Source organism: Liquorilactobacillus cacaonum DSM 21116 (genome assembly GCF_001436735.1).
Taxonomy (GTDB): Bacteria; Bacillota; Bacilli; order Lactobacillales; family Lactobacillaceae; genus Liquorilactobacillus; species Liquorilactobacillus cacaonum.
Map to the genome: position 1 here is coordinate 317,549 of NZ_AYZE01000008.1, position 20,651 is coordinate 338,199.

The window sequence follows — 20,651 nt, forward strand, 5'->3', positions numbered from 1 at the left end:
TCCTGTCATCGCTGTTATACTCTTATTTCTTGTCTATAATTAAGACTTCCTTTTTATCAACAATCTTGTTATTCTCATCGAAGCTTATTTTCAACACATACGGGGTAAAACACTGTAACCTGATAAAATCTGAATATCCAAATTCATTATCGAAATGATTAAGCATAGCACTTAAGGCCGCTCCATGAGTTGAAAATAATATTGTTTCTACTTGATGCTGTTCAAGAATCTTACTAAGTACCTTCATATTTCTTTGCTGTAAACTATTCATTGATTCGCCGTTTTTTTCATGGAAATCAAAATTTTCCCATCTTTTTTTAAGTAGCAAATCCCCATTTTCACCAATATCGCCCCGAACTCTTTCTTTTAAGCGTTCGTCTATGTGTACTTTAAGTTTTTTTTCAAAAACTAGTGGTTCAATTGTCTGTAAGGTTCTCTTGTAGGGACTTGAGATACAAAAATCAAAAGAGATATCCTTAAGCACATCAAGTACCGCTAAAGAATCATCTCTTCCGACTTGAGTTAATGGCATCGTTGCATCATCTGCCCAAGAATAATCAGGCAATGCATGACGAACAAAATAGATATTCGTTGTATTCGTTAGCATATAATTCTCCTTTGTAAAAGCTAATATTTGGAAAGTATATGCTGAAAATAAGTTATATGCAACATTTTCTCATATACAAAAAAGCCAGAGTTTCAACTCTGACCATGGCATATATATTGGTTATTCGAGTACTACTTCATATAATCCATGACAGATGTCTGCATCACTTTTGTTCCCATTGCAAGAGTTGCTTGGTATGTCGCCATCTGGCTAGTATACTCCACATACTTTGAAGCAACGTCTACATCTTGCTTATTCGATAAACTATCTGTCAAGTTAGTATTCTCTGTCTCGTTACGTGATTGCGCAGATGTTAGTTGATTTTCAAGTGATCCTAACTTTGACCTGACATTAACAAAGTTTTGCCGATATCCTTCAAACTTAGACATTATATCATCTGAGAGTGAAGTAGTATCACCCTTATTTAATGCCGTCACTAAATCATTAAAAAAAGTTCCCAAATTCTGTGGATCTGTTGATGTTCCAGTTTCATCTAGAAACTGACTTCCATCGGTTACTAAATTCACAGTCGTTCCTTTAGATATTTCACGACTCAAGTTATCATCTGTCCCACTATACTTAATCCCTGTAATATCACCATTTTCATCTTTTTCAACTGAAAATGGTTGAGTCGTTGTATTTTGTCCTGCAAAGACATATTTACCACCATAATTTGTATTTAAGGAGTCCACAATGCTCTCAATATTTTGCTGAATTTCATTTTTATTTGCTTCGAACTCTTCACTATCAGAAGTGCCATTTGCAGAAGATTGAATTAATGTTTTAATTCTTAACATTGCAGTATTAACATCTCCCAAAGCCGAGTCTTGTGTTTGAGTCCATGTTAACGAATCTGAGATAGTTGTCGAATCACTTTCATTTTGTGAGATCAAATCTTTTAAATTCATTATTTGAGAAGCAGCAAGTGGATCATCCGAGGACTTATTAACTTGCTTAGAACTTGACAATTGACTCATTGTCTTTTGCACATTGTTAGAATTAACAGAAAGGTTAGATAAAAAGTCACTATATACCATGCTGCTAGAAATCCTCATATTGCTCACACTCCAGTATTATTGATTAAAGTATCCAACATCTCAGAAACAACTGACAATAGGCGTGTATTTGCCTGGAACCCCTGCTGATACTTAATAATGTTAGACATTTCTTCATTTAAAGATACCCCCGAAACTGAAGAATCCTTCTCTTCAAGTTGCGTTAATACACTTTGTTGTGCAGTTGCAGTGTTATCAGCTGCCTGTTTAGAAATACCATTCTTGGTAACAGTATTATTGAATTCATCTGCAAAAGTCGAGCCTGTTTGACTGTTAGTAAAACTCATTGAATCGCTGTTATAGATAGCAAGTTCTGTATCAGAAATAGGAAAATCAAGTTTTGTACCTGTCAATGCCACAATAGCAGCTGCCTTAGTCCCATCTCCAGAAGCAGTAGTCTTACCTGCACTAATTCCTGTAGAATTAGCACTAATATCGGAGCTAACTGCAATATTTGCCGCATAATTGTCTTCATCTGTTCCAAGAGTAAAGAATCCTGATGTACTTGAAGAACCATTCGTATATACCATGTTAGTTGTCTTAGCAATTGTCTCTGCAAAATCATTTAAATCTTGCAGTCGATCTTGCGTTTCCCCAATCGCCGCTTGCAACCCACTGATAGTTCCCGAAGAAATATTAAGTTTTTGGTAATCACTGGATTCTGCAGAGCTCGAAAGGACAACTGTTCCCACTGGATACTGAGTACCTGTTGTACTCACATTACTGGTATCTCCACCAACCGATAATGTTGAACCATTTGAATTACTTGTAGTAACAACGCTAAGAGTCGACATACTTGTACTTGTTAGTACATCTTGACCGTCAAGTTGAACGAAAGCACGCCCATAATTATCCGTTGTAGTGGTTATATTAGCCAAACCTGATAAATCTTTCAAGACAGAATCTCTTGTATCCAGTAAATCATTAGGTGTTTCTCCTCTACTGGACATGTTATAGATTTGATCATTCAAATTCTGTAACTGCTCAACTTTATTGTTGAAATCCAGTACATTCTTATTAACATTTTCTACCGTACTACTTGTCAAATTGTTAATATCATTTGCCATACTATTTAATGTATCAGTGAAGGTACTAGCATTCTCTGCTACCAAGGTTTTAGCAGTATCTAACTCAGGATTATTCGAAAGCTCTGTCCAACTGCTTGTCAAAGTTGATAGTTGTGTCAAAAGACCATTATCAGAAGGCTCATTAAAAATATTCTCTAAGTCACCTAAGACATCTGACTTTTCTGTTGCATATTGATAATTAGAATTGGCAGCTTGAATTTGTGTACGTACAAAATCATCAACAATTCTTTCAACACCTGCTGATTTTACACCTGTACCAAGCGTTCCCACCCCAGGTACTGTATACGCACTATTTGTCTCTAAATTGACAGTTTGCCTAGAATATCCATCTGTATTTGTATTCGCGATATTGTGACTGCTAGTCTGTAGTGCAACTTGATTTGCACTCAATCCGCTCGTTGCAGTATTTAATGTTCCAAATAATCCTACCATATCTATTACCTCTCATTATATCTCTTCATCAACAAAATTAGTCCTTGGCTGTGCATATATTTGAGCACCCTTTGAGTATGTACCAGTAGGACTACTAAGATTCTTCTTAATAGCCTCCATCAGCATAGTTTGATAGCCAATTGCTTGTTTCGTAAGCAAAAGATTCTCTTCTTGCTGCGTTTTAATCTTAGTGATTAATTCGCGTGTCTTCTCCGAAATTTCTCCCTGATATTCTTCTATAACTTTTACAAAGCTTTCTTTTTTTGACAGCAGACTTGTAAGACTTTCTCCATCATCTTTGATTAGATAGTCTTTTTCCTTCTTTAATAACTTAACAAAGCTTTCTAAATGCCACTCGAATTCTTTTATCTGCATACTAGTCTCCCTTTTGTATATCCACCTGTGCCATCATTCGCTTAGCAATATCCTCCGCCGAAATCTTATAGTTTCCACTGTTAATTGCGTTCTTAAGACTTGCCACCTTTTTCAAGTCAACTTCAGGTTCGACTTGAGCTCCTTGTAATATCTTTTGTGCTCGTTCCGACAATTCAACACTTGTCGATTCTTCAGCTGAATTACTAGTAGTTTGATTTTGTTTTGTGCTTATCTGCGTATTTTTTGTAAACTTAGCAGCCTGTTCTCCATATATATTAGTTCCCTGATAGCCTTCTATCTTCAAAATACCCAACTCCTTTCCCCAAAAAATATCATATATTTAGTATCGGCACAAACAAAAAAAGTTAAACCACTTTCGTTTAACTTTTCCTTCTTTACTTAAGGCGCTTTATTCGTTGTGTAGGTGATAAAATATTTGTAATTCTAATACCAAAGTTTTCATTAATTACCACAACTTCACCAGTTGCAATTGGTTTACCATTAAGTAAAATTTCAAGTGGTTCATCCGTTAACCTATCTAGTTCAATAACAGAACCCGTTCCAAAAGACAATATATCGCGTACTTTTTTCTCACTTCTACCTAAGACAACACTTAGATTTAGCGGAACATCTAATAACAATTCAAGGTTATCGCCTTCCGCCTTTTGTTCATCATTTAACACCTGAAACTCTGGCTTACTTACTTTAACAGTTTTTTCAGATGCACTGTTTCCTTGTTGTTGGGTAATAGTAGCTGTAGACTCTGTTTCTGCGATTTCTGTGGCATTTACTTCACCGAGAGAAATATTCTCTGTTTCTTCTTCATTTCTAACAATTGTCGCCTTATCAGAAAGCATTGCTTTTGAAATATCTTCCACCATATCTGCTGTAAAAATCTGCATGATTTCACTTTCAATTAGCCCCTCAACAGATAATGAAAATGAAATACGATAGACATCAGCTTTACTATCAAGACTATCATAATGGACAACTTCTGGATTTTCCCATAATTTAACGTTTGGGGGCAATATATCAACCTTACGATTTATCATGGTTGCCATAGATGTTGATGCTGAACCAATCATTTGATTCATTGCTTCAGCTACTGCACTCAACTCTAAATCAGTAAACTGCTCATTTTCTGGTTTGCCATCTCCTCCCATCATTAAATCTACAATTATAATTGCATCTTTAACTTCAAGTAGCAGAAGGTTAGAACCTACTAATCCCTCTTTGAAACCCACAACTGTTGAAACTTTAGGTGTATCAATAACACCTAAAATATCACCAAATTTTGTGGACTCAACCCGAGGAGTCGTAATACTTACACGTTTATTCAAAATAGATGATAATGTCGTTGCCGCTTGGGACATCGATATATTCCCTACTTCTCCAATAATATCTTGCTTCGTTTTCTCATCAATATCGTCTTTTGTTTCGGTAGTAGCATCAGTTGTAGTTGCCCCTGCCATCATTGCATCAATTTCTTCTTGTGATAGACTGTCACTCATTGAGTCTCCCCCTCTAACTTGTCGATTAATTCTATAGCAATCTGATTATTTTTTTTACCTAATTTGACACTATAATACGGACTGCCTCCGACATATGAATCAAGCGGCTCGTTAATCTTGCTGTCTAGTTTCAAAATGTCACCCGGCTCTAAGTGCAAAAAGTTCGATAATTCTATTTCTGATTCTCCAAGAACTACTTGCAAATCAAGGGGAATATTATTCATACTTTGTTTTAAGTTACGTTCATCATTTGCACTATATTCTTGGTTTGAATCAAACCAATTATGAAAACTCAGCTTATCAGTAAGTCCTTCAAAGAATACGTAAGGTACACAGATATTAATAAAGCTATCAATCCCGCCTATTCTAACAGTAAATGTTATCATAACCACAGGTTCATTTGGTGACATATTCTGAAGTAATTGTGGATTACTATCTAACTCATCAAACTCAGTCTGTAATTCAATAATATCCTTCCATACATTCTCATAAATCTTTGTCATCTCAACAACAATCTCTTTTAAGAGTATCAGTTCAATATCTGTAAATGAATCTTTTGCTTTAACAAATAAATTATCTTGCTTACCAATATCCACTCCGCCGCAAAGTAATTCTACAATCAACATACAAAGCTGTGGATTTATTTCTAAAATTTGAATACCTTTTAACGGTTCAGAATGGAAAAGACCCAGTAAAGTAAATCGTGGCACAGAATGAATAAATTCATCATAACTGACTTGTTCAATAGATGCTAAATTAAGATTAATAGTCGAACGCAAGAGTGTCGAAAGAACATTACTACTGACCTTAGAAAAGTCCTCGAAAATCATGTGTAATGTATTGACATACTCTTTGGGCAGCTTTGTCGGTCTTCTGAAATCATAGCTCTTTACTTTAAGTTCTTCTTCTTTTTCAGCTTTTTCTTCTACGATTTCACCGTTGTTCATTGCGTTCAACAGAGAATCAATTTCTTGTTGTGTCAATACTTGGTCCACTTTGATCCCTCACTTATCAAAAAATCAGTTGATTTATCTCTATAATACTTGCTACATTTTCTGCTACAGTTGTTGCACCAATATAATACTTTTTGTCTGACGTACTCCCAAGTTGAATTTGGTCTTGTTCTATATCAACAACTTTCAATACTTCATCTATCAATAATCCCTTACGATTATCCTCATCCTTCATTATCAATATATTCATTTTTTTCTCAATTGGCGCCAAGTCAATTAACTCCGCCAAGCCTACTACTGTTAAAACACTGCCTCTTAAATTTATTAAACCCTGTACCCACTTGGGTGCTAGCGGGATTTCTGTTATTTCAACAGTATCAATCACTTCTTCAACTGTTTCTGCTGAAACCATAAAATTTTGCTGGTTCATTTTAAAGAGAATCATTTGCACAGCCAAACATCTCCTAACGTCTAAGATAGTGCCTTGTCTAAAGCCTTGATAACTCGATCTGTATCAAAAGGCTTAACAATAAAGTCAACCGCACCTGCTCGAATTGCCTCCATGACCATGCCTTGTTGTCCCATCGCGCTACACATGACAACTTTTGCATTACCATCAAAACTTTTAATTAATTTTAAAGCCTCAATTCCATCAACTTCAGGCATCGTAATATCCATCGTAACTAAATCTGGTTTTGTGGCTTGATACTTGTCAAAAGCATCTTGTCCATTTTCAGCTTCTTCTGCAACTTCATACCCATTTTTTTCTAAGATATCCCTTAGTTTCATCCTCATAAAAACCGCATCATCAACAATTAAGACTCTTTTTGTCATTTTATTGCTCCTTTCAAATTCGTAAAGATTCTATCATTTTATTCAAAACGCCTTGCTCCGGTATTAAAAATAATGATGAATCAATTTTTTCATCTGCATATATAAACTCATTTCTCATAATCATTAGTTGATCATCATAATGTTCTAATGCTAGGTAAGAGCTGCTAATAATAGCGCCAAAGTAATCTTCTTGTGTCCGTGGCACTGATGTTTGTATTTCTGCATTCAACAATCCTTCAATTGCACTCAAGAATGAATTAGTTACTATATTAGTCAATTCACTAATTGCCGATATTTCCAACTCACCTGCTGCTTCATCTTCACCTAACAGCAACTTGACCAATTTCCCAACTGATTTATCCGGTATTACTAGCAGAAAAACCCCACTATAATCGCCACTAAAATTACTGATAGTAGCTTGAACCTCATCGTCTTCCAGATATATTTCTTTAAATAGTTCATGATAACTAAAAAAACTGATTTCAGGAACACGCATATTAATTTTTTGATTAACAAGTTGCGAAATGCTTGTTGCTGCATTTCCACCACCAATATTTATAATTTCTTTTATTGCGTCTAATTCAGTGTCAGAATATTCCATTAGTTTTTAGCCAGTTTACCTTGACAAATAGCATTAACGTCTAAGATGAGTGCAATGGAACCATTCCCAAAAATTGTCGCACCCTGAAATTTATTAATTTTCTGGATAATAGCATCAATTTTCTTAATTACAATTTCTTGTTGTCCAATTAACTCGTTCACCAATACTGCAAAATACTGCTTATCACTCTTAACAACAATTGCAAATTGTTTAGCATTTTCCTCATTCTTTAAGCCTAGGACTTTGTCTACTCTAACAACTGGTATTAATCCTTCTTGGTACTCTACTACTTCTTTATCCATACTAGTGATTATTTCTTTTTCTTGAATCATAACAACACGTTCAACAACATCTAACGGAATCGCAAAACTCTCTTTTGCGACTCTTACCATCAAAGCTTGAATTATTGATAATGTTAACGGTAACTTAATTACAAACTTAGTCCCAACATGAAGTTCCGTCTTCATTTCCAAGGAGCCACCTAGATCATTGATTTTAGCCATCACCGCATCTAATCCGACACCTCGGCCAGAAATATTAGTAATTGTTTTAGCAGTTGAAAATCCTGGATGGAAAATTAGATTAATTAATTCATCATCTGTCATTCCTGTTGTATCAATTCCCTTGCTTTCAGCACTTTCTTTCATGACTTGTGGATCTAGTCCTTTACCATCATCTTCAAGAGTGATATTAACCTGGTTTCCTTCTTGGTATGCAGATAATTTAATTATTCCCTTTTCAGGTTTCCCAAATTTACGGCGGGTTTCCGTATTTTCAATTCCATGATCTGCAGAATTACGTAATAAATGTATCAAAGGTTCACTCAATTCAGAAACTACTGTCTTATCCAACTCAGTTTCTTCCCCTTCAACAATTAATTCCATATTCTTATCGAGTTCTCTAGCTAAATCTCTTACCATACGTGGGAATCTACTGAATACTACACTCACCTGCTGCATTCTAATCTTCAAAACTAAATCCTGTAGCTCTGACGTTAAACGTGAAACTTGTTCCAAAGAATCCTTAACTTCGGTTGCAGCGTTTCTTCTATTTGCGTCATCAAGTTGATTGCGATAAACTACTAGCTCAGAAACTAAATTCAAAAATAAATCTAGACGTGATAAATCGACCCTAATAGACTGATTTCTTGCTGCATTCTGATGTTTACTTGCTTTATTATCTTCCTTTTTCTTTGTAGCCTCAGTATTTGCCTTCTTAGGTATCTTTTTAGCTGTCCCAGAAGGTTTCGCCGTTTCTGCCTGTTCATTGTCAGATATAGACTTAGAGCTATCAAATTCCTCTACAATAAAAGTATCAATTTCACTATTACTATTAATATTTGCTTCAACTTGTTCTTGGGTTCCCTTGGTTAAATAGATTAACTTAAAGTCTGTGTCAAATTCACCATTTTCAAGTAAGTCTGCAGTCGGTTCTGTATAGATTACATCGCCTTCTTGTTCTAAATGCTCGATTATTAGAAATGCTCTTGGTCCTTTGAGCATGGACTCTTTATCTATTCGAATTGCAACTGTAAATGCATTATATCCTTGTGCTCTTGCCTTTTTCACAGTATCTGTATCTGCGTCATCACTGTTACTTAAAACTATGGTAAGCTCTTTATCCTTAGAATCTGTACTTTTAGCTTCCACAGTTGCTGTTCCATCAACACTTTTTTCAACATTAATTAACTTCTCTAATAACTCACCAATTTGGTCTTCTGATAGTTCTTTATCATTACGTAAGTCCTCTACCAGTTGTGACAGCTTGTCCAAGCACTCAAATATCAATGATATGTACTCGCTTGTGACCATCAATTTACCAGATTTGAAAAAATCAAAAAGGTTCTCCATTTTATGAGTTAGCTTTGTCATCACGTCATAACCCATTGTTGCGGACATGCCTTTTAAGGTATGTGCTGCTCTAAAAATTTCATTGATTAAATCTATATTTTCGGGTTCACTTTCCAATTCTAGGACATCATCGTTTAACTTTTGGAGATTGTCGTCACTTTCTTCAAAAAATAGGTTACGGTATACGCTATTGTCGTCCATTAATCAAATCTCCTTCCATATTAGATTTTCCTATATATAAAAGTCTCAACTTTTTCAAGATTAAATTTACTAGGCTCATTAATTGTTTCCGTTGCTCCAGTAAATAACAAACCACCTTTACTAAGAGACTCACTAAACTTTCGATAAACTTCGTCACGCGCCTCTAATTTAAAATAAATAGTAACATTCCGGCACACTATTACTTGAACATCTTTCGGATATCGACTCCCTAATAAATCTTGTTTTTCAAAAGACACAAATTTTTTTATTTCATCTTTTACAACATATTTATCAGTATCTATCTCACTAAAATATTTTATTAAATCAGCCTGTGCTATATTCGTTAACTCAGTTTTTGTATATTTGCCTTGCTTAGCTCTTGCAAGAATATTATCATCGATATCTGTTGCAATAATGTTGGTATTTCTTACTTTATTTCTATCTAAAATCATTGCTAAAGAATACGGCTCCGCACCCGTTGAACAAGCAGCACTCCACATTTTTATATGATCAAAATTAGGAACAACATTTTGCAAAAAGCAATTTTCGAATAATTCAAATATTTCTTTGTTTCTGAAAAAGTCTGTGACATTAATTGTTATGTGCTTTACAAATGCATTATACGCATCTCGATCTTTTTCAAGAATAAGCGCATAATCCTCGATTGTTTTAGCTCCTGAAGAATTCATAATATTTGTTATTCTACGTTGCATTTGTTGATCTTTGTAGTTATTCAAATCAATTCCTACATGCTCTAATACCCATTTATTGAAGAAAATAAAATTCTGTTCCATCATCTCACCCAATCATTTGTTGCAATCTTTGGCTTATTTCATCCAAACTTAGAACTTCATCAACGACACCCGCCTCGATTACGCTACGTGGCATCCCAAAAATAACACTGCTCTGCTCATCTTGTGAGACTGTATAGCCTCCAAAATTTTTAATTCTACTCATACCAATTGTTCCGTCTTTCCCCATACCAGTCAGAATGATACCAGCAAGTTGGCTTTTATAAGTATCTGCAGCTGAGATAAACAAATTATCAACTGCCGGCCTTGTTCCATTTTGCTTAGGTCCTTGATTTAAAGATATTTTGCCGTTTCTCACCACCATATGAAAGTCACCTGGAGCAATATATATCTTGGATTCAATTTTCATCCCATCTTTTGCCTCAACCACTTCACTTTTGCTTCCCATATTTAATCGTTCAGCAAACGAAGTTGTAAATCCCTTAGGCATATGTTGAACAATTAATATCGGTATCCTCGTAGTAGTATTTAGTGATTGAATTATTTTCAGTAATGTCTTAGGGCCTCCTGTTGATGCACCAATCACTACAGCTCTCAGAGTACTAAAATCATTTTCTACTTTTCTTTTACTCACAAAAGGATTAACTCCACTGGCCGGATCACTTCTTATCCCACTATTAATTCCTCTGATTTTTGTCAAGAACTCTTCCAACCAACTATTCTCCAAATTCAGTAGGTTATTTGGTTTTTCGATAAAATCAGTAGCACCTTTAGCTAAAGCCTCAATTGTATTTTCTTTTTTACTTAATGCACTCAAAATAATTACTGGGACATCATTTGTTCGTCGAATTATTTTCAGTGCTTCCAACCCATTCATTGTTGGCATCTCAATGTCCATCAGCACCAAATCATAATTATTTTGATTAATCATTTCGACTGCTTGTTTACCATTTCGGGCAGTATCTGCCACATGCAAGTCAGTCTGTTCTTCAACGATATCTGTAACTACTTTTCGCATAAATGCTGAATCATCAACAACTAAAATATTCATAAAATTCGTCTTTCTATATATATACTATTTCGTGGTTTACAATTCGAACCGTCGTTTTGAAGCTATTCAAATCGACTATCATTGTTCTCCCACTGTTTCCTCCGACGTGTTCTGAGATTATTGGTATATTCAAACTAGCTAAAGAATTTTTGACAGCTATAACATTACGTTCCCCGATGCTTAATCCTGATCCATTGATAAAATTAAACATATTAGCTCCACCGACAATTTTCGCAGCTAAAACTGCATTAGGTGATTTTTTTTTAATTTGAGTCACCATTTCTGGAATTGCCAAATTTGCAAATTTAGCATTATTTAATGTCCCTTTATTTTCAAATGGTCCGCTATCAGGAAGCATTATATGACTTAGTCCCCCGATTTTTTTCTTCTTATCATAAATGACTGTACCTACACAAGATCCAAGACCAATAGTTATTAATTTTTCAGTATTTGTTCCTAGCTTATACTCTGCAATTCCAACTTTTATTTCATTCTCTAGCGCTATCATCAAAACTACCTTCTACTGCAGTTTTTTCAAGCGCATCCCTTATTTGATTATCTTGCTTATTATCAAAGAGGTAGCTTAAATTAATTGAAATTACAATATCTTCCTTAATTTTCAAGAACTTATCTACATAACTTCTTTTGAGGTTTGCTCTTTCTATTTCTGCCTCATACTCTGTCTCTGTCAACTCTGTAATTGCCACAATTTCCTCAATCAGCAATCCTAATGAACTGTCTTGCCAGTTACATAGGATTACCTTAGAATTTGTCCTATCTTCGATTTTTTCACCAAATAGTTTATTTTTCAAATCAATAATAGGTGCCATTGTATTGTTATACTCAACTGCACCTAGGACATATTCAGGCACCTCAGGAAGAACTATCAACTTTGGAATTTCAATTACCCTTCTAACTATGCTGACTGGCAGTGCAAACATTTGTTCATGACTTTTAAATACAATATACTGATCCAACATCTAAAGTCCTCTCCTTCAAATTAACCTTTTCAAAGTTTAAAACTATCAACTTGAAATTTTAGAACATTTGCAATATTTTCAATTTCTTCAACTTTTTCCTCAAATTCCTTAACATTTAACTGAAGCTCTTCGATATTTGAAGTTACTTTTTGTGTTCCTACTGATGTATCCGAAATAGCTGAAGAAATATTTTCTACCGAATTTCCAACCATATTTTTTTCTTCGATTAATGCTGCTACATTTTTCTCAATCTTCTGAATACTATCAATAAATTTTTTAATCAAAACTGAATTTTTCCTAGTCGAATCACTTATTTTACCGATGTAGTCAGTTTGTTGTTCACTACTTTCATATGAGGTATTCAATGCAAGTGCCATATGCTCAGATTTATTTCTAATTAGGGTAATTATTTCTCTTATGTTTTTTGTTGATTCACTACTTTGTTCAGCAAGACTTCGAACTTCTTCAGCAACAATTGCAAATCCTCTGCCTGCTTCTCCTGCTCTTGCTGCTTCAATTGAAGCATTAAGGGCTAATAAATTTGTCTGTTCAGAAATATCTGTGATTAATGCGACAATGTTACCGATACTCTGAATATCCTTATTCATCTCATCCATTTCCGTAACTAGTTGTGCTTGCGTCTTCCGTTCTTTTTCCCAGTTACTTGATACTTGGACCATCATTGTCGAATTACTTGTATTCTTCTTCTTTGAATCTTCGATATATTCATTCATTAATTCAATTTCACTATATATTTTTTCAATCTTATTAGAAAGCTCTTGCATATCATTAGCAGTCTGCTCTGCCTCTGCTGCTTGTGAGCCAGACGCTTCGGAAATATTTTCCATTGTTGCTTTAACCCCAGCAACAGAGTTATTGGCATTTGCTAAAATTGTACCTAGATTCAGAGCCATGCCACTCATTTTAGTACTCTCACTTTTCATACCAACAATTACGGCCATAAAGGCATTTGCAAAGCTGTGTACATCCTCTTTTATTTTAAAAATTAGTGGATCATCTTTTTTGGCTGGGGTCAAGTCATCTAAACTAGACAAATCTCCTGAAACTAGCAGATTAATTTTTTGATGTATATACTCCAAATCTTTCTTATAAGGGTTCGCTGAAAGATAATTCAAAACAGTACATAAAACTAGATGCACCACTAATACAACTACTGCAAAAATAAAAAACTTAGTTCTCATTGCATTATCGCTACTTCCACTGATCAACATTAAATAGGCGATAACAAGCACAAAAAATGTGAAAATAACTGGTGTCAAGAACCTTATTCTGAACTTTACAGTTCTTTTCGGAACTTTCTTTAAATTTTTCCTGGACATTATTTAATACCCCTTCCGACATGAACAACATATATTTAGGTTTGAGTAAGATTAGTCGAAAACTCACACAACTCTATGACTCTCATATCGGAAATTTATCAAAACTATTAAGACTTCATCACCAGATATAAACGTCTTTATTATCGGGGTACCTTGTATACCCCCCCTCTTGTTCATCTCTAATTAATTCTCCATGATTTAATTCAAGTACCCGTTCACGAACTGTATTTACCATAGTACTATCATGTGTTGCCATAATAATTGTCGTTCCCATGCTATTAATCTTAAAAAAAAGCTTCATTATCTCTAATGCAGCTTTTGCATCCAAGTTTGCAGTCGGTTCATCAGCTATGACAATTGTCGGATAGTTAACAATTGCCCTAGCAATCGCTACCCTCTTTTGCTGTCCAATTGATAGTTCATTAATCTTTCTGTCATTCATACCAACCATTCCCACAACTTCTAATACATCATTTGTTCTAAGAGCTATTTCATTACTTTTAGCAGCACTTACTGCTTCAATACTCACTGCGATATTTTCAAAAACAGTACGGTCTGACAAGAATAAATCTTTTTGCATTACAACCCCCAGTTTTCTTCTTAAGAGGTAGAGTTGCTTATGATTAATACGACTCACTAAAGTGTTTCCTATCTTAATACTGCCAAAAGTCTGCTCCTCTTCACGATACAAGAACTTTAATAAGGTTGATTTACCTGCCCCACTAGCACCAATTACATAAACAAATTCGCCTTGTTTAACTGAAAAGTTAATGTTTTTTAAAGCATATACATTACCTTTATATTTCTTTGAAACCTTTCTTACATCTATCAATTGATGTTTCACCTCTTGAAATGTTAGTCAGCTAACCGGTTAATCACTTCAAACATATCATCAGTCGATTGAAGTGCTTTAGCATTCAACTGATATGCCCTTTGTGTTGCAATCATATCTGTCATAGAGCTTGCTAAATCAACAGTTGACGTTTCTAAGTATCCTTGTTTGATATTTGCATTTGTCATCACCTGCAAACGGTCATTATTTGTAACAGTATAATTATTATTCCCGGCGCTTACTAAGTCCTCGTTATTTTGAGGCAAATATATTCTTAGTTTACCCACTGACGTGCTATTTCCATTATTTACTATGTTTATAGTACCGTCACTAGTAACACTCAATGTCCCACTCGGCCAGTTTTCCTCTGGAATGGTTGTATCAACTGCTACCTTATCCCCATTTGCATTTACCAATTGTCCTGCGTTGTCTCGCTTAAAACTACCATCTCTTGTTAATAAGAGTTCCCCATCTTGGTTATATGTACCAAAGAACCCCTGTCCTTGAATTGCAAAATCATTTGTAATTCCAGTTTGTTGTAGGCTACCTTGTACGAAATTAATTGATTCCCCATTAACTGCTACGCCAGTATTTAACCCTAGCTTTGTACCAGAAGTTAAATTAACTTCTGCTGTTGTTGTTTGATTATTAACTAGCTCTTGAAATGTTGTATCGTTGCTTTTATACCCAACCGTATCTGAATTTGCAATATTATTTGCAATATTATCCATATTATTTTGTAAGCCATTCATTCCAGACTTATTAATTGCAAAAATGACTGAGATATTCATCTACTTAACCCTTAGACCTTTCCTAAGCTATTGACTGCCTTATCTAGCGTTTCGTTTGTTGAACTCAAAACCTTTTGATTAGCTTCAAATTCTCTCCCTGTCTGCATTAACGTTACCATTTCATCTGACATCGAAACATTCGATTGTTCCAAGTAACCCTGCATCACATTAGGGTTCGTATTGAGTTGAATATTTTGAGTAGTTGTATAGTAACCATTTCCTGTATCTGTCATCTGTTGTTCGTTAGGAATACTTGCTATTCTAAACGATGGGCTATCGCTAGCTGTGACCACCTGCCCATTTGCTCCAACAACTTGATAACCTTCTTGTGTAATATACTGATTTTGATCATTAAGTTTAAAATTTCCATTTCTAGTATAGGCAAGTGAGCCATCGTTCAATCTAATCGTAAAATATCCATCGCTATTGATTGCAAAATCTGTAGCTCTTCCAGTTTCTTTCATTGTTCCTTTGCTACTATCTATATATGATCCATCGATTGCATTACCAAATGTAAAGCTACCAATGTTTTGGCGTTCGGAAACTGCTGAGCCTCCTTGATGATTCTCAAACTGAACTTCTTTCAATGTTGATTGGAATAACTGTTTTGCCTGGTAACCTGTCGTATTAACATTAGCAATGTTCCCACTAGTACTTTCTTGCCTTTTGAGTAAAACATCTAGACTTTGTTCTATTGTATCCAATCCTCTTATCATGACAATTCTTCCTCCATTGACAGCTTTAGCTTTGCAATTATCTTCCCATGAATTTGAGAAACTCTCGCTATTGAAATATCCAAAATAGCTGCAATTTCCTTTAAAGTTACTTCTTCTTTATAGTACAAACTTAGAATTAACTGTTCACGTTCATTTAATTTCTTTATGCATTTTGCAAGGACTTCTCCTCGTTCTTCTCCAATCAATTTCTGTTCCGCATTAGTTCCAGCTTGGTCAGGAATTATATCTCCTAAAGAAACTCTACTTTCTCCGTCTGTTGTAAAAATGGTTCCCTCAAGAGAGATACCGGCTAAATAATGAATATTCTCATAGATTTCATTCAATTGTGTACTGGAAATCCCCATTTTTCCACTGATTTCACCATCAGTGACCTCTCTTTTCAGATCTTGTTCAAGCGTTTGTTTTGCTTTATAAAAATCATTGATAGCAACCATCTTATATCTTGAGATTTTTGAATGTTTCCTAACTTCATCAATAATTGCGCCTCTAATTCTAATTGCTGCGTAGCTCTCAAATGGGACCTTCTTAGTAACATCAAACCTATGCAAAGCATCGATCAAACCTATCACACCAATATTATAGTAATCGCTATACTCATACTCTGTACTATTAATTGGAACTCTTTTAGCAACTTTTCCAACCAAAGGAAGATACTTCAAAATTTCATCTTCAGGACCAGCTCCATACATATTAGCTCCATACTCCCTTCATCAAAATTTTTAAATGTTAATTGTTCCTACAGTCTCAATCGAAATTTCATTAGGCACTTCATTCAAAGATAAAATTGACAGATTAGGAAAGTTAAAAGAAACTAACTTCCGAAAAGCAAGCCTAATTTTAGGAGAGGTCAATATTACAAATTCGATATTTTTAAGTACAAAATCTTGTTGTACTCGATTAATAGCCTCTAGAATTTGATTAACGGAATCTGGTTTCAATACCGGATAGGATCCAGTTGCTGTTTTTTGAATACTTTGTGTAATCAATTCTTCAACTTTGGGATGGACTGTTACTACCTTAATATTTTTTTGATCATCCGCATACTTAGTGGCAATTGTTCTTCTCAATGCCTGTCTTACATATTCAGTCAGCACCTCTGTATCTTTTGTAACTGAGCCAAAGTCAGCTAAAGTTTCTAGAATCGTTGCTAAGTCATTAATTGGTATCTTTTCTCCCAATAGATTCTGTAAGACTTTCTCAACTTCTCCCAATCGTAAAACATCTGGAATTAGTTCATCTATTACAACATTATTTTCATCTTTTATTCCTTCTAATAACTTCTGAACTTCTTGTCTGCCAAGTAATTCTGGTGCATTCCCAAAGATTATTTCTTTTAAGTGTGTTGCAATTACTGTTAAAGGCTCAATAATTGTAAATCCTTGTATTTCAGCAGCTTCTTTGTCCTTTTGATCAATCCACATTGCATCAATACTGAATGCTGGTTCTTTTGTTGGAATTCCCTTAAATGGAAAAGGTTCATCATCAGGGCTGATAATCATTAATTTATCTGCATAAATTTGCCCCGCCCCAACTTCATTTCCTTTTATCTTAATTGAATAATCATTCGATTCGAGGTATAGATTATCTCTTATCCTAACTGGATGTACCAAAATTCCAAGCTCCCTAGCTGTCTGTTTACGTATAGCAACAATTCTACTCATCAAACTGTTGTCTACTGTACTATCCACTAGTGAAATCAAGCCATAACCAATTTCAATTGCAATTGGTTCAACTTGAAAGGAAGAAACCGACTCATCTTCTTCTTGTTCCTTCTTTTTACGCTTCATTGCTAACTTTTGTTCTTCTTCTTTTTTTCTAATTGCTGTTTTTTGTTCCGTTTGCCTAATAACCACACTTGCAATAAACATCCCAATTCCTATAACTAAAAATGGTAGGAACGGAAAACCTGGAACTATCGACAGTACTAGTAAAATTACACCAACAATCCTAAACAAAATAGGATATCTTACAACATCGGCGGAGATATCTAATCCAAAAGAACTGTTGTTATCTGAACGTGTAACTATAATACCTGAAGCAATTGAAATCAATAATGATGGAATTGCACTGACCAACCCATCTCCAATTGATAACTTACCGAATTGTGCTAACGCATCGGTGATTGATAAATCACCTTTCATAGTAAAAATAATGGTTCCAGCTATTAGATTTATCAAAGTTATCATAATACTAGCTATTGCATCGCCTTTGACAAATTTACTAGCACCATCCATTGAACCGTAAAAATCAGCTTCTCTTTGTAAGTCTTTTCTGCGACTTCTGGCCTGTTCTTCATTTACTAATCCTGAATTCAAATCCGAATCAATTGCCATCTGTTTTCCCGGCATAGCATCAAGTGTAAATCTTGCTGAAACCTCTGAGACACGTCCAGCACCATTAGTCACAACTACTAACTGAACAACCATAATAATTATAAATAAAATAATCCCAACAATATAATTACTACCCGCCACAACATTTGCAAAGGCTGCAATTACACTCCCACCATTACCTTCAGTTAATATCAGCCGTGTAGAAGACATATTTAAACCAAGCTTAAACATCGTTGTTATTAACAACAACGTTGGGAAGGTGGTAAATTCTAGAACACTTCTAGTGAATAACGTAATAAGTAAAATATTGATTGCAACGGCTAAATTAATAACAATCAGTATGTCTAATGCTACGGCGGGTAAAGGTATTATTATTAACCCAATAATACTGACCACTAAAAAAGAAACAATTACATCAGCATAATTTAAATTCCTTTTTTTCTTAATCTTCTTTTTACTCATTTATCTACTTATCCCCCAAAACTCAATCTAAATCTTATTTTTTTCTTTTTCTTCCAACTGATAAACTAGTGCAATAATTGCAGCAACTGATTCGTACATCTCTGTTGGTATAAACTCACCAGGTTCAACCTCAGCATAGATTGCCCTGGCGACCGGTCTATTTTCAATCATTGGCACATGCATCTTCTTACCCTCTGCCTTCATTCGTTGTGCTAATTCATCAGCTCCTTTGGCTAAAAGTAACGGTATTCCCTCTTTTTGAGGATCATACTTGATTGCAATTGCATAATGTGTCGGATTGGTAATCATGACTGTCGCTTCTTTAACCTTTGAAATTGCATTACGTGACATTTCTTGATACTTAGCCCTTCTTTGTGCTTTTACCTTTGGATCTCCTTCTTGTTGTTTAAATTCATCTTTGATTTCTTGTTTTGTCATTCTCAAATTTTTATGGTGGGTATACCTTTGATAGCCGTAGTCAAAAATTGCAACAACTATCAAAAAAAAAGAAATCTTTTCAATTACTGATCTGGTAAGGTCTAAAATAAAATAAAGTATTTTTTGCAGACCTACATCATTTAAGTTGATTATTGTCGGAATTTCAGACATAAATTGCTGATAGCATAGGTAAATAATTATACCTAACTTTGCAAGTGTTTTTGCAATGTTAACTAGTGATCTCAAACCTAACATTTGTTTGAATCCATTAATCGGATTTAGCTTCTTAAAATCAGGCTTTAATGGCCTCCAGGTAAATATCAATCCCACCTGTAAAATATTGATAAGTGAACCAAGAAAAACGCTAATCAACATGAAAGGACTTGTAAGTATCAGTATCATTACAACGGCCTGTACTGCTACCCTAGGCAAATCACTCATCTCTACATTAAAATTAGCAATTTGTTCGATCATCTGTGTTAAATATGGTAGAAGTTCTTTAAGAAGAAATTCCCATAACGGTAAAATAACAAGTGAAAAAGCCAATAAAGAAATTGCGGTATTTAATTCCGGCGTTTTAGGAACCTCTCCTTTTTTCTTTGCATCTTTCAATCGTTTAAGAGTCGGTTTTTCTGTTTTCCCGTCTTTATCGGCCATCTTGTTCTCCTATTTTACAGATTTTATAAATTCAAGCATATTTCCTATACCTTCAGAAAGATTATTTCCCAAAAAGCTTGATAAACTTGATAAGGCAAGTAAAAATATTAGAATGCTAACAACCGTTTTTATAGAAAGGCTCATCATTAGAATATTAATTTGTGGAATTGATCTTGATATAACTCCCAACAAAATGTCAATTATCAGTACAGCCACTACCATAGGTGCTGCTAGACTAAGTGACATCTCTACTGTCTTTTCAAAAAGTTGCACTACCCCGTCTACCGATGCGCCACTTATATTTTCAGTTCCGAGCGGAACAATTTTAAAGGAATTAATAATTCCATAAATCATAAGATTTTGTAAATTAAGCATAAAAAATATGGAAATCGTCAACCAATAATATAGTTTACTAAACTGCGCAGATTGAACATCTGTCATTGTGTCATACGCTTGGGCCATAGAAAAACCCACTTGAAAATCAATCATCTGTCCTGCCATCATAATCCCACTAAAAACGAGTTGACTTAGATATCCCATTGCTAATCCAAAAATAACCTCTTTAATAGCAACCTCACCTAGCAGTACTGTATTAGCGATTTCTTTATATTCTGTAATTGCAGGATAAGCTGAGATTACTAAACTTCCTCCTACAACTAGCTTGGCGAAATTAGGGAAACCCTTTTGTGAAAAAATCGGACAAATTGCTAGAAATGACATTATCCTGCACATTAAGAGCGCACCTATTTGAATCACAATCATTTGTTCACC

23 protein-coding genes are annotated in these 20,651 nt (G+C 34.7%); all 23 read right to left on the reverse strand.

What is annotated here, in order from left to right:
* Positions 1-22 precede the first annotated feature (22 nt).
* Positions 23-607, reverse strand: a complete 585-nt coding sequence (locus tag FC80_RS02820) for a histidine phosphatase family protein (protein ID WP_057828636.1) — start codon at positions 605-607, stop codon at positions 23-25.
* A 131-nt stretch (positions 608-738) separates the two neighbouring features.
* Positions 739-1,662 (reverse strand): flagellar hook-associated protein FlgL, encoded by a 924-nt coding sequence (flgL, locus tag FC80_RS02825; RefSeq protein ID WP_057828637.1) that lies wholly within the window; start codon positions 1,660-1,662, stop codon positions 739-741.
* A 5-nt stretch (positions 1,663-1,667) separates the two neighbouring features.
* Positions 1,668-3,182 carry a flagellar hook-associated protein FlgK gene (gene flgK, locus FC80_RS02830; RefSeq protein WP_057828638.1) on the reverse strand — a complete coding sequence of 505 codons (1,515 nt, stop codon included), beginning with the start codon at positions 3,180-3,182 and terminating at the stop codon, positions 1,668-1,670.
* Between the two features lie 15 nt (positions 3,183-3,197).
* Positions 3,198-3,557: a flagella synthesis protein gene (locus tag FC80_RS02835; protein ID WP_057828639.1), complete on the reverse strand. Its 360-nt coding sequence runs from the start codon at positions 3,555-3,557 to the stop codon at positions 3,198-3,200.
* A gap of 1 nt (position 3,558) precedes the next feature.
* A complete protein-coding gene (flgM, locus tag FC80_RS02840) occupies positions 3,559-3,861 on the reverse strand; it encodes a flagellar biosynthesis anti-sigma factor FlgM (RefSeq protein WP_235807224.1) in 303 nt (100 codons plus the stop codon).
* 91 nt (positions 3,862-3,952) lie between these two features.
* Positions 3,953-5,068 carry a flagellar motor switch phosphatase FliY gene (fliY, locus tag FC80_RS02845; protein WP_057828641.1) on the reverse strand — a complete coding sequence of 372 codons (1,116 nt, stop codon included), beginning with the start codon at positions 5,066-5,068 and terminating at the stop codon, positions 3,953-3,955.
* Positions 5,065-6,063 carry a flagellar motor switch protein FliM gene (fliM, locus tag FC80_RS02850; protein WP_057828642.1) on the reverse strand — a complete coding sequence of 333 codons (999 nt, stop codon included), beginning with the start codon at positions 6,061-6,063 and terminating at the stop codon, positions 5,065-5,067. The genes fliY and fliM overlap by 4 nt, the downstream gene beginning before the upstream one ends.
* A gap of 16 nt (positions 6,064-6,079) precedes the next feature.
* Positions 6,080-6,472, reverse strand: coding sequence for a chemotaxis protein CheW (locus FC80_RS02855; RefSeq protein WP_057828643.1), 393 nt, complete (start codon positions 6,470-6,472; stop codon positions 6,080-6,082).
* A gap of 20 nt (positions 6,473-6,492) precedes the next feature.
* A complete protein-coding gene (locus tag FC80_RS02860) occupies positions 6,493-6,855 on the reverse strand; it encodes a response regulator (protein WP_057828644.1) in 363 nt (120 codons plus the stop codon).
* Positions 6,856-6,868: 13 nt separating this feature from the next.
* Positions 6,869-7,456: a chemotaxis protein CheC gene (locus FC80_RS02865; RefSeq protein ID WP_057828645.1), complete on the reverse strand. Its 588-nt coding sequence runs from the start codon at positions 7,454-7,456 to the stop codon at positions 6,869-6,871.
* Positions 7,456-9,507, reverse strand: a complete 2,052-nt coding sequence (locus FC80_RS02870) for a chemotaxis protein CheA (protein ID WP_057828646.1) — start codon at positions 9,505-9,507, stop codon at positions 7,456-7,458. The genes FC80_RS02865 and FC80_RS02870 overlap by 1 nt, the downstream gene beginning before the upstream one ends.
* A gap of 20 nt (positions 9,508-9,527) precedes the next feature.
* The gene (locus tag FC80_RS02875) at positions 9,528-10,301 is read right to left on the reverse strand and encodes a CheR family methyltransferase (RefSeq protein ID WP_057828647.1); all 774 of its coding nucleotides are present in this window, start codon (positions 10,299-10,301) and stop codon (positions 9,528-9,530) included.
* A gap of 4 nt (positions 10,302-10,305) precedes the next feature.
* On the reverse strand, positions 10,306-11,310 hold the full coding sequence (locus tag FC80_RS02880; RefSeq protein ID WP_057828648.1) for a protein-glutamate methylesterase/protein-glutamine glutaminase: 1,005 nt from the start codon (positions 11,308-11,310) through the stop codon (positions 10,306-10,308).
* Between the two features lie 13 nt (positions 11,311-11,323).
* Positions 11,324-11,818 carry a chemotaxis protein CheD gene (locus FC80_RS02885; RefSeq protein ID WP_057828649.1) on the reverse strand — a complete coding sequence of 165 codons (495 nt, stop codon included), beginning with the start codon at positions 11,816-11,818 and terminating at the stop codon, positions 11,324-11,326.
* Positions 11,799-12,290, reverse strand: a complete 492-nt coding sequence (locus FC80_RS02890) for a chemotaxis protein CheW (RefSeq protein ID WP_057828650.1) — start codon at positions 12,288-12,290, stop codon at positions 11,799-11,801. The genes FC80_RS02885 and FC80_RS02890 overlap by 20 nt, the downstream gene beginning before the upstream one ends.
* A gap of 29 nt (positions 12,291-12,319) precedes the next feature.
* Positions 12,320-13,630, reverse strand: a complete 1,311-nt coding sequence (locus FC80_RS02895; protein WP_057828651.1) for a methyl-accepting chemotaxis protein — start codon at positions 13,628-13,630, stop codon at positions 12,320-12,322.
* A 118-nt stretch (positions 13,631-13,748) separates the two neighbouring features.
* A complete protein-coding gene (locus FC80_RS02900) occupies positions 13,749-14,462 on the reverse strand; it encodes a cell division ATP-binding protein FtsE (protein ID WP_057828652.1) in 714 nt (237 codons plus the stop codon).
* A 23-nt stretch (positions 14,463-14,485) separates the two neighbouring features.
* Positions 14,486-15,253, reverse strand: a complete 768-nt coding sequence (locus FC80_RS02905) for a flagellar hook-basal body protein (protein ID WP_057828653.1) — start codon at positions 15,251-15,253, stop codon at positions 14,486-14,488.
* A gap of 11 nt (positions 15,254-15,264) precedes the next feature.
* Positions 15,265-15,969, reverse strand: coding sequence for a flagellar hook-basal body protein (locus tag FC80_RS02910; RefSeq protein WP_057828654.1), 705 nt, complete (start codon positions 15,967-15,969; stop codon positions 15,265-15,267).
* Entirely contained in the window at positions 15,966-16,679 is a 714-nt protein-coding gene (locus FC80_RS02915) for a sigma-70 family RNA polymerase sigma factor (protein ID WP_057828655.1), read from the reverse strand. The genes FC80_RS02910 and FC80_RS02915 overlap by 4 nt, the downstream gene beginning before the upstream one ends.
* 30 nt (positions 16,680-16,709) lie before the next feature.
* Complete coding sequence (flhA, locus tag FC80_RS02920; protein ID WP_057828656.1) at positions 16,710-18,785, reverse strand: flagellar biosynthesis protein FlhA; 2,076 nt, start codon at positions 18,783-18,785, stop codon at positions 16,710-16,712.
* A 27-nt stretch (positions 18,786-18,812) separates the two neighbouring features.
* Entirely contained in the window at positions 18,813-19,880 is a 1,068-nt protein-coding gene (locus FC80_RS02925) for an EscU/YscU/HrcU family type III secretion system export apparatus switch protein (RefSeq protein ID WP_057828657.1), read from the reverse strand.
* 9 nt (positions 19,881-19,889) lie between these two features.
* Positions 19,890-20,642, reverse strand: a complete 753-nt coding sequence (locus FC80_RS02930) for a flagellar biosynthetic protein FliR (RefSeq protein WP_057828658.1) — start codon at positions 20,640-20,642, stop codon at positions 19,890-19,892.
* Positions 20,643-20,651: the final 9 nt, after the last annotated feature.

Bases quoted from the DNA above. Each gene is read 5' to 3' on its own strand.
- fliY (WP_057828641.1), bottom strand. From the start codon at position 5,068: ATGAGTGACAGTCTATCACAAGAAGAAATTGATGCAATGATGGCAGGG.
- flhA (WP_057828656.1), bottom strand. From the start codon at position 18,785: ATGAGTAAAAAGAAGATTAAGAAAAAAAGGAATTTAAATTATGCTGAT.
- FC80_RS02890 (WP_057828650.1), bottom strand. From the start codon at position 12,290: ATGTTGGATCAGTATATTGTATTTAAAAGTCATGAACAAATGTTTGCA.
- FC80_RS02885 (WP_057828649.1), bottom strand. From the start codon at position 11,818: ATGATAGCGCTAGAGAATGAAATAAAAGTTGGAATTGCAGAGTATAAG.
- FC80_RS02820 (WP_057828636.1), bottom strand. From the start codon at position 607: ATGCTAACGAATACAACGAATATCTATTTTGTTCGTCATGCATTGCCT.
- FC80_RS02865 (WP_057828645.1), bottom strand. From the start codon at position 7,456: ATGGAATATTCTGACACTGAATTAGACGCAATAAAAGAAATTATAAAT.
- FC80_RS02895 (WP_057828651.1), bottom strand. From the start codon at position 13,630: ATGTCCAGGAAAAATTTAAAGAAAGTTCCGAAAAGAACTGTAAAGTTC.
- FC80_RS02905 (WP_057828653.1), bottom strand. From the start codon at position 15,253: ATGAATATCTCAGTCATTTTTGCAATTAATAAGTCTGGAATGAATGGC.
- FC80_RS02880 (WP_057828648.1), bottom strand. From the start codon at position 11,310: ATGAATATTTTAGTTGTTGATGATTCAGCATTTATGCGAAAAGTAGTT.
- FC80_RS02930 (WP_057828658.1), bottom strand. From the start codon at position 20,642: ATGATTGTGATTCAAATAGGTGCGCTCTTAATGTGCAGGATAATGTCA.
- FC80_RS02910 (WP_057828654.1), bottom strand. From the start codon at position 15,969: ATGATAAGAGGATTGGATACAATAGAACAAAGTCTAGATGTTTTACTC.
- FC80_RS02860 (WP_057828644.1), bottom strand. From the start codon at position 6,855: ATGACAAAAAGAGTCTTAATTGTTGATGATGCGGTTTTTATGAGGATG.
- flgK (WP_057828638.1), bottom strand. From the start codon at position 3,182: ATGGTAGGATTATTTGGAACATTAAATACTGCAACGAGCGGATTGAGT.
- FC80_RS02925 (WP_057828657.1), bottom strand. From the start codon at position 19,880: ATGGCCGATAAAGACGGGAAAACAGAAAAACCGACTCTTAAACGATTG.
- flgL (WP_057828637.1), bottom strand. From the start codon at position 1,662: ATGAGGATTTCTAGCAGCATGGTATATAGTGACTTTTTATCTAACCTT.
- FC80_RS02875 (WP_057828647.1), bottom strand. From the start codon at position 10,301: ATGGAACAGAATTTTATTTTCTTCAATAAATGGGTATTAGAGCATGTA.
- FC80_RS02870 (WP_057828646.1), bottom strand. From the start codon at position 9,507: ATGGACGACAATAGCGTATACCGTAACCTATTTTTTGAAGAAAGTGAC.
- FC80_RS02915 (WP_057828655.1), bottom strand. From the start codon at position 16,679: ATGTATGGAGCTGGTCCTGAAGATGAAATTTTGAAGTATCTTCCTTTG.
- FC80_RS02835 (WP_057828639.1), bottom strand. From the start codon at position 3,557: ATGCAGATAAAAGAATTCGAGTGGCATTTAGAAAGCTTTGTTAAGTTA.